Here is a 14,058-nt window from a genome sequence, read left to right on the forward strand (position 1 = left end):
CCATGATTGAAAGTAACATTATCGCACATGCAACAACGGAAGGTGTGAGGGAGTCGTGTGGGCTGGTTTCAGGAGGAATTTATTTCCCGTGTACCAATATTCACCCTGACCCGGAAAATTATTTTGAAATCAGCTCAGAGGAATGGCTGAGAGCTGAGAGTCATGCAGAAGTGGAAGCTGTCGTGCACAGTCATCCGGCTGGACTGCCATTTTTAAGCGCGGGCGACAGGGATATGCAGGTTAAAACCGGATTACCGTGGTGGCTCGTTTGTGATGACCGGTTACTGAAATTTAATCCTGTTCCGCGATTGCTGGGGCGTGAGTTTAATCACGGTGTGCAGGACTGCTACAGCATTATCCGGGATGCTTACCATTTGTGCGGCATCAGTCTTGATAACTTTGAGCGACATGATAATTGGTGGTACACCGGTGACAATCTGTATCTGGATAACATTTCCGGACAGGGTTTTTATCAGGTTGATGAAGTACAGGATGGCGACGTTATTCTTATCTGCCTGGGTACATCAAAACCTTGTCATGCAGCGCTATATATCGGTAATCAGGAGATTCTTCATCATCGCCCTGATCGTTTGAGTAAGCGGGATGTTTACGGTGGCTACTGGTTTAAATTCACACACAGCATATGGAGGCACAAACAGTGGTCAGACTACAGTTTGCTGGCTATTTACGCCGATATGGACGCCGGTTTGAATTAGAGGTCAGCAGTGCAGGTGAGGCGTTAAGATGTCTGTGTTATCAGATTGACGGATTAAAACGGGAAATAAACCGTGGGCAGTTCAGGGTACGCGTTGCCGGTCATGATATGACTGAGGACTGCATAGTGGCAGGATTAAACACCCCACTTAATGATAATGATGTTATCACGATAGTGCCGGTTATAGGTGGCGCAAAATCAGGTGGCTTCCTTGGCATTATCGGCGGCGCAGCGTTAATTGCCGGGGCATTCTTTATTCCGGGCGGTTTTCTGGCAACGATGACATCGACGGCTATGTTTGCTGCCGGTGTCGGGATAGCGGCAGCAGGGGTGGCAACGATGCTGACAAGAACACCGGGCGCACCAAATTTCAGTGAAGGCAATTCAGAAAGTAACCAGTATTTCAGCTCACTTTCCAACAGAATCGGGCAAGGATATCCCGTTCCGCTTTGTTATGGAGAGATGGTGGTTGGCTCAAATGTGATTTCACAGGGGTTGGAGACAGTATAAATGGGCAAAGGTGGTGGCGGCGGAAGCACGCCGAATCTGGTTGATGACAACCTGAAAAATAAGCAATTTCTCAACATTATTGATTTGGTGTCAGAAGGTCCTATAGAAGGACCGGTTGGCGGAATGCAGGGATTCCTGCTGAACGGAACGCCTATAGTCGATAAACAAGGTAATCCGAATATTCGCGGGGTCGAGGTTCAGTGGAGATCGGGTACGCAGTCTCAGTCTCCGCTCGATGGTTTCCCGTTTGTTGAGAAAGAAATACCTGTAAACGTGGAAGTGAAAAAAGAAACACCGATATTGCGTACGGTATCTGATCAGGAAGTCGATCGCATTCGCTTTACATTAGGTGTTTCGGCGCTGGTAAAACAGGACAACAAAGGCAACCAGGAAAACACTTCTGTTCAGATGCTTGTCGAGATTAATGTTGGCAGCGGATGGGTGACAGAAAAAACAATCACAATAGGTCCCGGGAAAATAAGTGGTCAGTACCTTGAATCACATATTATTAACGCGCCAAAGCAAAAGCCGTTTCAGATAAGAGTATCGCGCCTCACTGATGACAGTAAAAGTGACCTTCTTAAAAACGGGACGGTGTGGGCCAGCTATACAGAAATTACGGATGCTAAATTTTCATACCCAAACTCCGCTGTGGTTGGTATGCGCATTGATAAATCTCAGTATGGTGACACGCCTAAACGTACATATCATATCAAAGGGCTGATTGTTCAGGTCCCGGATAATTATGACCCGGAAACCCGCAGCTATAACGGTATATGGACGGGGAGGTTTAAGCCTGCATGGACAGACAATCCCGCATGGATTTTTTACGATCTGGTGACCAATGAGCGTTACGGGATTGGTTCCGTGATGGGGCGTTTTGGTTGTGACCGGTTTGCTTTGTATGCGATAGCCAGGTATTGCGATGAAATGGTTTCGGATGGGTTTGGCGGCAAAGAGCCACGATTTACTTTCAATGCCTATATTACCTCACAGCGGAAAGCGAAAGACGTTATTGATGATTTGGCATCCGTATTTCGCGGAATGCCTTTATGGGATGGAGTGCAGTTAACCTGCTTTCAGGACAGGCCCGCAGATCCGGAATGGACATACACAAACTCAAATGTTATCGGCGGGAAATTCAATTATACATCAACAGCTAAAAGTGCAAGGCATAATGCAGTTGAAGTTTCATGGATTAACCCGGATAACGGCTGGAAGGAAGAGAGGGAGTTTATACAGGATGATGGTCAGATCATAAGATTTGGCGGACTGAATGTTAAGAAAGTAACGGCTTTCGGTTGCACCAGCAGGGGGCAGGCTCATCGTGTTGGTAAATGGATTCTGGAAACAGAGAAGCTTGAGACTGAAAGTGTAACATTCACGACTTTCAGGGAGGGTATTAATTGTCTTCCGGGTGACATCATTGAAATAGCGGATGATTCATTTGCGGGTTCAAAAGTCGGTGGCCGGGTTTTAGATGTTGTTGGCAGCAGAGTAAAAACAGATGCACCTATAAAATGGTCTTCTGGTGATAAGGGATATTTTGCGTACCTCGGCGGCAGCGGGAAGTTCATCAGAACAGAAATATCATCAGTAGATGGCGATATTGTTATCCTGAAGAGCGAACCAGCCGGACTGCAAAAATTCGGTGTGTTTTCTGTATCGAAAAACACGCTGATTACGCGAATGTTCCGGGTACTGACTATTACTGAAGATAAAGACGGTAACTATCAGTTTAACTGTATTCTCCATGAACCAAAAAAGGAGCACATTGTTGATGATGGTGTTAATTTCACCGGCAATCCGCCTGCACAAAATACGGTTCGAATCCCTGACATTGAACGCCTTTCCGTAGCTTATATCAATGACAGCTCTCAGGTTCAGGCCAGAGTTATGTGGGCCATGGCAACCGCTAACCGCAATATTTCTTACGTTGTTTCTGTTTATAAAGATGACAAGGTTGTCTTTACTGGTGAAACGTCTGATCTTGAATATTATTTCAACGGATTGGCTGCTGGGAAATATCTGGTTGGCGTACGCGGCAAAGATAAAAATGGAATGCTGGGAAGCGAATCGAAAGTGCAGATGGTTATTGGTGCACCAGCGGCCCCTTCGTTTATCAGAGTTGAGTCAGGCTTCTTTGAGGTGAAATTGATACCACATATCAGTGCTCCGCATACACTGAATACTGAGTTTGAATTTTGGTTTTCCGGCGAGCAAAGAATCACCAACATTAATAACATTGAACAGAAGGCTGAATTCCTTGGCAGAGCAAAAGTGTGGTCAAAAGGTCAGTTAAAGCCCGGACATGATTACTGGTTTTATATCCGAAGTATTAATGAGTATGGTAAGTCTCATTTTATTGAAGAAAAAGGTCAGTCCAATAACCATGCGGATGAAATATTCGATGTAGTGCAAAAAGAGCTCGAAGACTCAGCCATCATTAAAGACCTGCAGTCTCAGGCGAATGATAACTTCGAGGCCATTATCAACAACGCCAATAACGTTTACGGTCAGTGGGGTTACTGGCAGCGTGAAAACGGTGCGATGAAAGCAGAAATCATCGAAGTCCGCAACTACACGGTTACGGAAACAACGGCACTTGCAGAGAAACTGGACGCGGTACAGGTTAAAGCAGAAGACGGACTGGCGCTGGCGCAGAACTCCATCCGCGCGCAGTGGGATATGGCATCCGGTCAGGCATCCGTGGTCCACGATATGAAAGTCCGGATCCGTTATAACGGTGAGGATTATTCCGCCGGTATGGTGATCGGGGCTGAGCTGAAAGGTGGTCAGGTGAACACCCTTATCGGTTTTAACGCTCAGCAGTTTGCGTTTTATAATCCGGTGAAAAAATCGATGGACATGTTCATGTACATGAAGGACGGACAGGTCTTTATGCGTGAGGCGTTCATTAATCAGACATGGCTTAACAGTGTGGTTGTCACTGACAAAATGCAGTCGGAGAACTATGTGCCGGGTAAACAGGGTTTTATTCTGGATGCAAAGGCTAATAAATTTGAGTTCTTTGACGGAACAACAACAAACGGTACCGGTATTACAGCGGGCGGTATTAAAGTATATGACAATAACCGGCTGACGGTCATTATTGGTGATATATCGGGGTATTAATATGGCTCACGGGATTATTGTATATGATGATCGCGGTAATAAAATATTAGATTCCGGTAAAAGACTCGGTCGGTTCGTCGGTTGGCATGATATTAATCCTGCACCGGTCGGTCAGTTTAAATATAGCTGGGATCACCGGAACCTGCTCCCTATGGGGGAGATTTTCGTCTGGGTTAATCCGAGCTTTTGGTTCAATCATAACGGCTGGTGCGATTGCCGGGTTGAAAATGGCGTTATTATTTTTGAGGGTAATTTAAGGCGAAACGACGAACAGAGAGCTAGGGAAACTTATATGCGTATATTATATGGTGTAAAATCATGAAACACGGTTTTATATGTTTTGGTGACACCGGCCGGATGCAAATTGACGGTACTAATATAGCGTTAGGGTTAATCAGAAAGCAGTCATTTCATTGTCCGAAAGTACAGGATGCCGGACAGGGAACCATCAAAGAGGTTTATTTTCCTGCCAGAGTTCATCCGAAAACACAAATGATCGCAGCCAGAGCATCATTCTGGGTCAGAATAGGTGGTCAGGCGTTTGACAATACGAATAACAATGCTTTTGTCTCGATGCCTTTCCGCGACGGTCCCGGCGGAAATATAGAAATCTGGGAGTTTGGCAACGCTCCTGTTAAGGTGCGTAATCAAAAAACGGGAATAGTTGTGATAAACCCGCTAACCAATCAGGTGGTATATAATACTAACTGGGGCGTTGCAAATATACTGCATGTTCAGCGGCTTAAACTATGGCCTGATACAATGTGGTCTATGACAATGCCTAATAATGGTAATAACTGTGCAGTTGTATTTGGCGGTGGTGCTCAGAAAAGAACAAATTATGATGAATATATGGAATTCGAGTCTTATTTCTGGCGAATGAACGGTTCTAAACTGGAAGTACGTCTGTTGGTTGATACGTATTCCAGACCGCATGCGTCACAATCTTTTGAATCATGTGATATACCGCTATATATAATGATAATAGATACAACGGGGATATAAGAATGAATATATCAAAATTAATCACATTAGCTTCAATAACCACGCTGACAGCCTGCAGTCATAACGTATACACCAAACCAGTGGATTGTACCGGGCATATGTTTGAGGGGCTGGATAACCGGCATTACTCAGCTAAGCTGACAAAATATGCGCCGGACAGTAAACGGTTTTTCAGTACAGGTGATCCTGTTCTGGGTTTACATGGCTGGATCCGCATGGATACGTTTGACAAAATTACATGTGTTAAAGGCAAGAGTACAGAGGACTGATTATCGCCGTTACCGTCGCTTACTTCGATCCGCAAAACTAAAATCAAAATAAATAATCTCCTCCAACAACCGCTCCGGCGGTTTTTTTTCGTCTGAAATTTAAGGAAACCCCATGATTTACACAGACGGCACTATAGCCATTAACGCCGGTTCACCGATTGTGACCGGTACCGGTACGCAGTGGAAAAAGAATATTCACGGCGTGGCCCCCGGCCAGCTTATCTGTATCGAGAACGGGGTGACACCCGTCAGTATGATGATCCGCGCGGTAAACAGTGATACCGAACTGGTGTTATCATTCAACGCCCCGGTAACGCTCAGCGGCGCGAAATACTCCATTGCCACCACGGTACCGGATACCATTTCGGATGCAGCCCGTACCATGTCAGCGAACCAGGGCTATATCGTTTATTTTCTCCAGGCCATGCAGCAGTGGATGACAGACACCGTCCAGGTGGAAATTGAGCTGCCGAACGGCCAGAAGGTGACGCTGAAGAGTGTTAAAGCACTAAATAAAGCGATTCAGGAAACAGACAATAATCTAAAAGGAATAACCGACAGCATTACAAAAATAGATAGCGCGACTAAAAACATAGATTGGGCTGGTGCGCATTACATGGAAAAGCTTGTTGGCGCAAAGTCTGGAGCCATCGCAGTTGCACTGGATTCAACTGCCGCATCACCTTCCATTGTTGCAAATGGCGGCGGAGGCGGGTGGCGATACTTTGGCCTGCCTGCTAATGGCGGAGCGCTTGCAACCAGAGAGTGGGTCAATGACAAGGCCACTAAATTAGAATTACCGTTTGTGGCAAATCCGTTGCCACAATTTGCTATGCAACGCCATTGGGATTTCAGGAAATTATCAAAGAGTGAGGTTAATGATTTTACCAAATACCCTTTTGGTATCACCAATGGTTTATTTGAGATGGACCAAATATGGGGGAATGGAAATCGTCAATATATGGGTCTTATAAATTTTAGAGGTTGGAGCGATTCCAGCGGTAATACTTCTAATATGCAATTAATTGTCGGGAACGATGGGTTGCTTTATTATCGAGCTGGTACTCAGGGTACAAATACCATGGGAAGTGCCTGGACTTTTAGAACCGAAAAGAACACCGTAGTGGATGGAAATGGATTTATAAAACGCTCATCCCCAATTATCCAAATCTACCCGGACGGTACCTTTGATGCCAACGACGAATCCGAAGGTGCGGAAGTCCGTGGTACCGGCACCGGCCAGTATCACATCACCGGCATTCTTGGTTATAACTCAGATGGTGCATGGGGCGTAAACGGTGGAATTTCGGTACCGAAAGACAATAACGGCCTTGAGTTGATTTATGTCGATGACCGCGTACTGGAAGACGGCAGTATCATAATTGAAACCTGTCACCGTCAGCATGCGCATTTGCCGGAACGTTTCCAGAACTGGCGGCTGAAAGAGGTCACCCCGGAAGGTGAGCGCATTTTCTATCAGGACGGCGAGCCCTGTGACCTGCCGGAATACACCCGCCTGGATGTGCGCGTGGAAATGCCGCAGGGCTCAGTGTGGAATGTGAAACAGCGCGAATTGGCTGAACAGATGGAACGTGAGCAGGCAGGGCGTGAAGCACAGGAGGTTGCGGAGCAGGCCGAAGATTCAGAGGAATAAAACAAAGTCGCGCTGATGGATATCCGGCGCGGATATTTGCGTACGTTGTAATAATTTAACAAAATTGCACAGTTATCATATTCAGGGAAGGTAAAGTAATCAGATAGAATCCGTTTAAAGAAACATTAAGTGCGTGAGCAATCATCACAACAGTGTCTATGGTCATTGATGTTTTTCAGACTCATAGCGCGATACCTGTTGCTGTATAAGCCCCGGTTTTTTGGCAAGGTCATCACCACTGTGTGAATCAATGGGGAGAAGGCCAAAGTTAAAAAAGGTAGTTTTATGAAACAAATCACACTTTATCGTATGATACATACCCATATTTAAATTGTGTGTTAACATTTATTCCGTAAATACCTTTCAACTAACCCGAGGCTTTGATGCTGGAGAATGTAATCATCCGATAATCAGCTTACCGACCTTTTTAGGTCGAACTGATTATCAATGCGCCGAAATCGAATGTGGACACCACTGTGTGTTTGCAAGTTTTGCACATGATGATTAAACAGGTTTTCCAGTATGAATTTATCCCGTCAGGAACAACGTACCTTACACGTTCTCGCCAAAGGTGGTTGTATTGCGCAAGTCCGCGATGCGTCTGGTCGCCTCACCGCTGTTGAATGTTACACCCGTGAAGGGCTGTTGCTCACCGACTGTACCCTTGCCACCTTCAAAAAACTCAAAACCAAAAAACTTATCAAGTCCGTCAACGGTCAGCCGTACCGCATCAACACCACCGGGCTGAATAACGTTCGTGCGCAGCTTGATAACCGCTAAGGAGAGCATGATGGATATCAGCACCCTTATTTCCTCATCCCGACACATTCAACTGTCGGCGGAGGAAAGCAAAATCCCCTGGGACGAACCGGCCTTCAGCCAGCGCATGCTGTCGAACCATTTATCGCAGGACCACGACTGGGCCAGCCGCAGGCAGAGCATCATTGAGCAACAGGTAGAGTGGATCGCCAGCCAGTTATCCCCTGGGGCACACATACTCGATCTCGGTTGCGGTCCCGGCTTTTATACCCACCGCTTAGCGGAGCGTGGATTTCACTGCACTGGCGTGGATTTCTCACCGGCATCCGTGAACTGGGCCTGTCAGCAGGCGCAGAATGCTGGTTTAAACATCGACTATATTCAGCAGGATATCCGTGCATACTGGCCGGATAGGTCGTTCGATTTCATCATGATGACGTTCGGGGAACTGAATGTGTTCAGCTCGGAGGATGCGCGCTTGCTCGTCAACCACTGCGCGCTGTGGCTGGATCCGGGGGGCAGGCTGCTCACTGAAGTCCATACTTTCGAAGAAGTTAAGCGTCAGGGAATGGCTGAAGTGAGCTGGCAACGCTGTCCGGACGGGCTTTTTCTGGGTGTCCCTCATCTACTACTGACGGAACATGGCTGGGATGAAAAAACGCAGATCAGCTCAACGCAGTTCTGGACCATAGAGGTAAATGGTCACACCTCGCGTTTCGGCAGCCAAATGACGGCCTGGCGCGATGAAGAGTACGCTAGCTTGCTCAACAATGCCGGATTTACCCTGCTTCCTCCTCCTGAAAGTCACAACTGGCCAGTCAGCGAGACATTTGAAGGGAAGTTGTTTGCTCTGCTGGCTGAAAAAGCAAAAACCTCAGAGGAACTTTCTCTTAATACTCAAAGCAATAAAAGGAATTCAGTATTGGATATCCCACGTATTTTTACCATCAGTGAAAGCGAACACCGCATCCACAACCCGTTCACGGAAGAGAAGTACGCCACGCTGGGTCGTGTGTTACGCATGAAGCCGAATACACACATTCTTGACCTGGGCAGCGGCTCGGGTGAAATGCTTTGTACCTGGCCCGGAGTACTCCATTACTGGGCTCGGTATCGATATGAGTCAGTTGTTCAGCGCGCAGGCCAGACTGCGCGCTGAAGAGCTCGGTGTCAGCGATCGGGTTCAGTTCATACATAACGATGCCGCTGGGTATGTGGCAGAAGATAAATTCGATGTGGCCGCCTGCGTAGGTGCGACATGGATTGCCGGTGGATTTGCCGGGATGGTGGAGTTGCTGGCGCAGAGCCTTAAGCCGGGCGGGATCATGCTTATCGGAGAACCCTTCTGGCGTCAGCTACCCTCAACAGAAGAGATAGCTCAGGCATGCGGCGTCAGCGCAATAGCTGATCTCCTGATGTTGCCTGAACTTATCAGTGCGTTCGACGACCTCGGCTACGACGTGGTGGAAATGGTGCTGGCGGACCAGGATGGCTGGGACAGGTATGAAGCCGCGAAATGGCTGACCATGCGCCGCTGGCTGGAAGCCAATCCTGATGACGACTTTGCTGCTGAGGTTAGGGCTGAGTTAAATATCTCGCCGAAACGCCATGTGACGTACGGGCGGGAATACTTTGGTTGGGGTGTGTTTGCGCTCATAGCCAGGTAACAACAGACTCCCGGCATTTTTTTCCGGAGATACTGGGATTTTTTCTTTGCATTGAACAGATACATTGATCTGCTTTCTATAAACCAGTTCACAAAGAATACAAAATATGTCGGCAGTTGGCACACAGCCTGGAAGGCCGATACACAAATTTAACTATGGGTCAATAAAATATCAGATCAACACCTTTATCCTATTTTTCCACGGTCATCATGATATTTATCCATTTGCTTCTGGTTTTTATGACCCGGCAGATTTTTGGTCTTATTCCCTGTTTCTTGTATAAGCGCTCAGATAATGACTGCATTTCATAGAATGTAGCTGGCGTATCCTCTTCCAAGTCGATACTTGCTTCATCCTTGGCTTTTTTAAAGTTGGTGGTCAGGGTATTGGTGGTTATTCCTTATTTATTACGATAAATAATATATTCGATTTGACGCATATGTGTAACAGGAGTAGATTAAGCCTCAATAACTATACAGGAGCAGATATGGAATCCTTACAACTGTTTAAAATATTAAGCGACCAAACACGATTGAATATCATATTACTGCTTAAAGCATCTGGTGAATTGTGTGTTTGTGATATTTACACAGCACTAAATTTGTCACAGCCAAAAACATCAAGACATCTCGCAATGCTCAGAGAGTCTGGACTACTTCTGGACTCTAAACACGGGAAATGGGTTCATTACAGGTTATCTCCGGCATTGTTACCATGGATTAAAAATATCATCGAGGTGACATATTCCACCGAGAAAAACAGAGTTTCACAGTTACTCGCTGCCATAAACAACAAAAATACAGCAGGTAACTGTCAGGCATAAAATTTTTTAAATTAACATATTCGATTAATCATATATGAGGTGTAAATATGAAGAAGCTGGAAGTGTTTGATCCTGCCTTATGTTGCAGTACCGGCGTCTGCGGAACAGATGTCGATCAGGCGTTAGTGGATTTTGCCACTGATTTTGATTGGCTGAAAAAACAGGGTGCCAATGTCCGCCGTTTTAATCTGGGACAAGAGCCGATGGAATTTGTAAATAACGCAAAAGCTAAAGTATTTCTCGAAACTGCCGGCGCAGATGCACTGCCATTACTGCTTCTTGATGGCGAGGTTGTTCTGACAGGACGTTACCCGAAACGGCATGAGTTAGCCCGTTGGTTTGGTATTCGCATTTCTGATGAAAAATCAGTCCTGTCAGCCGGTTGCTGCGGAAACAATAAGACATGCTGTTGAGGAGACAAAAATGAAATTTCTGGATAACGTGCCCGATTACTTATTTTTTACTGGTAAAGGTGGTGTGGGTAAAACATCAATTTCATGCGCAACTGCGATTAAATTGGCAGAGAGCGAAAAAAAAGTTCTTTTGGTCAGTACCGATCCGGCGTCCAATGTCGGACAGGTATTTTCACAAACTATCGGCAATACGATTACACAGATTTCCGCCGTACCTAATCTGTCCGCTATCGAGATAGACCCCCAAGCCGCTGCGGAAGAATACCGGAAAAAAATCATAGACCCGATAAAAGACAGTTTACCGGCAGCCGTAATTCAGAGTATCACCGAGCAACTATCCGGTGCCTGTACAACCGAAATTGCTGCATTTGATGAATTTACCGGCTTACTGACAGATATAAAAATCACAAATCAGTTTGACCACATTATTTTTGATACAGCTCCGACCGGCCATACTATCCGGTTGTTACAGTTACCGGGTGCCTGGAGTGATTTCATCAGTGATAATCCGGACGGTGCTTCCTGCCTCGGCCCGATGTCCGGACTTGAAAAGCAACGTGAACAATATAGCATGGCAGTTGACGCACTGAGCAATAAACAATTAACCCGCTTAATTCTGGTTGCCCGCCCTCAGTCAGCCGCATTGCGTGAAGTTGCCCGTACTTATGACGAGCTTTCAGCATTAGGTGTAAAAAATCAGCAGCTGATAATTAATGGTGTATTCCCGGAATCAGCGATGACAGCCGGAGACAAATTATCGCAGGCGCTCCGTAACCGTGAACAGACTGCAATACAAAATATGCCGGATATACTCCGCAACCTACCGACAGACATGTTGATGCTACGTGTCCGTAATATGGTCGGGATCGAGGCACTAAAGGAATTATTATCTGACAAAGAACAAACATTGCCGGCTATTCACAATACTAAGCCTGACCTGTCATTGCAGCCACTATCGTCTCTTGTTGACGAGATTGCAGTGCAGAAGCACGGACTGGTGATGCTGATGGGTAAAGGCGGTGTCGGTAAAACCACAATTGCCGCGTCAATTGCAGTAAAACTCGCAGAACAGGGCGCTGATGTTCATCTGACTACCTCAGACCCGGCTGCACACCTGGAAAATACATTAAACGGGAGCCTGCCTAATCTGCAGGTCAGCAGGATTGACCCTGTTGCAGAAACCGAACGCTACCGCAACTATGTACTGGAGACAAAAGGAAAATCTCTGGATACGGAAGGCCGGGCATTACTTGAGGAAGATTTGCGTTCTCCGTGTACAGAGGAAATTGCTGTATTCCAGGCATTCTCACGCATCATCCGTGAAGCCGGGAATCGTTTTGTTATTATGGATACAGCACCAACCGGGCATACTCTGCTTCTGCTCGATGCCACCGGTGCCTATCACAAAGAAATCGCAAAAAAAATGGGTGAAAAAGGCCATTTCCTGACACCTATGATGCAACTGCAGGATCCGGAAAGAACCAAGGTCATCATTACGACCCTGGCAGAAACAACCCCGGTACTTGAAGCCGAAAACTTACAGAATGATCTTATGAGAGCTGGTATTCATCCGTGGGCCTGGGTCATCAATAACAGCCTTTCTGTCACTGAAACAACATCTCCGTTATTACTTTCCAGAGCAGAGCATGAAATTCCGCAGATCAAAAAAGTGACATCATCGCTGGCAAAACGAGTAGCAATCGTACCGCTGCTTGAAAACGAGCCTGTTGGTATCGTGGCACTGAGCCGGTTGGCTGATTGAGTTTTATCATTGGCAGAAGGTGCTTCCTGCACCTTCTGAAAGAGGTTGCTATGCTTGTTGCTGCATTAATATTTGTTCTGACCATTACCTTTGTTATCTGGCAGCCCAAAGGGCTGAGTATAGGCTGGAGCGCGACCCTGGGTGCGTTAGCTGCACTCTTATCCGGAGTAATTACTGTTCAGGATATCCCTGTTGTCTGGGATATCGTCTGGAATGCGACAGGGACTTTTGTCGCCGTTATTATCATCAGCCTTATTCTGGATGAGAGTGGTTTTTTTGAATGGGCTGCACTCCACGTAGCAAAATGGGGGGGGCGGAAAAGGGAAACTATTATTCAGTTATATTATCTTGCTGGGCGCGAGTGTGGCCGCCTTATTTGCCAATGATGGTGCAGCACTCATATTAACACCTATCGTTATTGCAATGTTACTGGCACTGGGATTTAGTAAAGGGACAACATTGGCGTTTGTTATGGCCGCAGGATTCATCGCCGATACAGCCAGTTTGCCGCTGATAGTCTCAAACCTGGTAAATATTGTCTCTGCTGATTTCTTTAATATCGGATTTACAGAATATGCTTCTGTCATGGTGCCGGTAGATATTGTTGCTATTATTGCAACACTTTTTATGCTGCACTGGTTTTTCCGCAGGGATATTCCAAAATACTACGATACGTCAAAGCTGGTTATTCCGGCATCGGCTATCAAAGATCTGAAAACATTTAAGGCGGGATGGTTTGTCCTGATTTTACTGCTCATTGGTTTCTTTGTTCTCGAACCGCTGGGTATTCCGGTCAGTGCTATTGCGGCAGTGGGTGCATCTGTTTTATGGCTTGTTGCGTCACATGGCAAAATAATTAATACACGGAAAGTGTTACGTGGTGCTCCGTGGCAGATTGTTATTTTTTCGCTGGGTATGTATATTGTCGTCTATGGTCTGAGAAATGCCGGGCTCACAAATTACCTGTCAGAAATACTTAATTACCTCGCTGACAAGGGAATATGGGCAGCAACACTGGGAACAGGCTATATCATTGCTTTTTTATCTTCTGTTATGAATAACATGCCGACCGTCCTTGTCGGGGCATTATCGATTGATGGTAGCAATGCAACCGGTCTTATTCAGGAAGCCATGGTCTATGCCAATGTTATCGGTGCAGATTTAGGTCCGAAAATTACGCCTATCGGAAGCCTTGCAACATTATTATGGCTTCATGTCTTATCTCAGAGAAATATGACTATCACATGGGGGTATTACTTAAAAACAGGCATTATTATGACTGTTCCGGTCTTAACCATTACTCTAATCACTTTAGTCATAAGGCTTTCGTATCTCAATTAATGGTG

General features: G+C 46.1%; 10 protein-coding genes and 4 pseudogenes. 13 read left to right on the plus strand and 1 reads right to left on the minus strand.

What is annotated here, in order from left to right:
* The first annotated feature begins 2 nt into the window (after window positions 1–2).
* From JC793_RS08210 to JC793_RS19560, 9 genes and pseudogenes are all read left to right on the plus strand, one after another.
* Window positions 3–716, plus strand: coding sequence for a C40 family peptidase (locus JC793_RS08210; RefSeq protein ID WP_036414553.1), 714 nt, complete (start codon window positions 3–5; stop codon window positions 714–716).
* Window positions 644–1,225, plus strand: coding sequence for a tail assembly protein (locus tag JC793_RS08215; protein WP_230058898.1), 582 nt, complete (start codon window positions 644–646; stop codon window positions 1,223–1,225). The genes JC793_RS08210 and JC793_RS08215 overlap by 73 nt, the downstream gene beginning before the upstream one ends.
* On the plus strand, window positions 1,226–4,360 hold the full coding sequence (locus JC793_RS08220; protein WP_052926045.1) for a TipJ family phage tail tip protein: 3,135 nt from the start codon (window positions 1,226–1,228) through the stop codon (window positions 4,358–4,360). It abuts the gene before it with no gap.
* A gap of 1 nt (window position 4,361) precedes the next feature.
* Window positions 4,362–4,682 (plus strand): hypothetical protein, encoded by a 321-nt coding sequence (locus tag JC793_RS08225; protein ID WP_004238646.1) that lies wholly within the window; start codon window positions 4,362–4,364, stop codon window positions 4,680–4,682.
* The gene (locus JC793_RS08230; protein ID WP_052926046.1) at window positions 4,679–5,365 is read left to right on the plus strand and encodes a hypothetical protein; all 687 of its coding nucleotides are present in this window, start codon (window positions 4,679–4,681) and stop codon (window positions 5,363–5,365) included. Before JC793_RS08225 ends, JC793_RS08230 begins: the two co-directional genes overlap by 4 nt.
* A gap of 381 nt (window positions 5,366–5,746) precedes the next feature.
* Window positions 5,747–7,288, plus strand: a complete 1,542-nt coding sequence (locus JC793_RS08235; RefSeq protein ID WP_218428125.1) for a phage tail fiber protein — start codon at window positions 5,747–5,749, stop codon at window positions 7,286–7,288.
* Window positions 7,289–7,810: 522 nt separating this feature from the next.
* Window positions 7,811–8,068 (plus strand): YjhX family toxin, encoded by a 258-nt coding sequence (locus tag JC793_RS08240; RefSeq protein WP_052926049.1) that lies wholly within the window; start codon window positions 7,811–7,813, stop codon window positions 8,066–8,068.
* Window positions 8,069–8,174: 106 nt separating this feature from the next.
* Window positions 8,175–8,771, plus strand: a pseudogene (locus tag JC793_RS19555) (class I SAM-dependent methyltransferase); the annotation flags it as partial.
* Window positions 8,772–8,969: 198 nt separating this feature from the next.
* Window positions 8,970–9,714: pseudogene (locus tag JC793_RS19560) on the plus strand (SAM-dependent methyltransferase).
* 185 nt (window positions 9,715–9,899) lie between these two features.
* Here the strand turns inward: JC793_RS19560 and JC793_RS19565 are convergent.
* Window positions 9,900–10,111 (minus strand): annotated as a pseudogene (locus JC793_RS19565) (site-specific integrase); the annotation flags it as partial.
* A gap of 90 nt (window positions 10,112–10,201) precedes the next feature.
* On the opposite strand from JC793_RS19565, the gene JC793_RS08250 reads away from it, so the two are divergent.
* The 4 genes and pseudogenes from JC793_RS08250 to JC793_RS08265 all read left to right on the plus strand — a co-directional run bounded on the left by JC793_RS08250 (window position 10,202) and on the right by JC793_RS08265 (window position 14,053).
* On the plus strand, window positions 10,202–10,537 hold the full coding sequence (locus JC793_RS08250; protein ID WP_052926051.1) for a metalloregulator ArsR/SmtB family transcription factor: 336 nt from the start codon (window positions 10,202–10,204) through the stop codon (window positions 10,535–10,537).
* Window positions 10,538–10,584: 47 nt separating this feature from the next.
* Window positions 10,585–10,950 (plus strand): arsenite efflux transporter metallochaperone ArsD, encoded by a 366-nt coding sequence (gene arsD, locus JC793_RS08255; protein WP_052926052.1) that lies wholly within the window; start codon window positions 10,585–10,587, stop codon window positions 10,948–10,950.
* A 10-nt stretch (window positions 10,951–10,960) separates the two neighbouring features.
* On the plus strand, window positions 10,961–12,712 hold the full coding sequence (gene arsA, locus JC793_RS08260) for an arsenical pump-driving ATPase (RefSeq protein ID WP_052926053.1): 1,752 nt from the start codon (window positions 10,961–10,963) through the stop codon (window positions 12,710–12,712).
* A 50-nt stretch (window positions 12,713–12,762) separates the two neighbouring features.
* A pseudogene (locus JC793_RS08265) lies at window positions 12,763–14,053 on the plus strand (arsenic transporter).
* The last annotated feature ends 5 nt before the right edge of the window (window positions 14,054–14,058 follow it).

Origin of the sequence: Morganella morganii (assembly GCF_019242955.1) — a bacterium.
GTDB lineage: Bacteria > Pseudomonadota > Gammaproteobacteria > Enterobacterales > Enterobacteriaceae > Morganella > Morganella sibonii.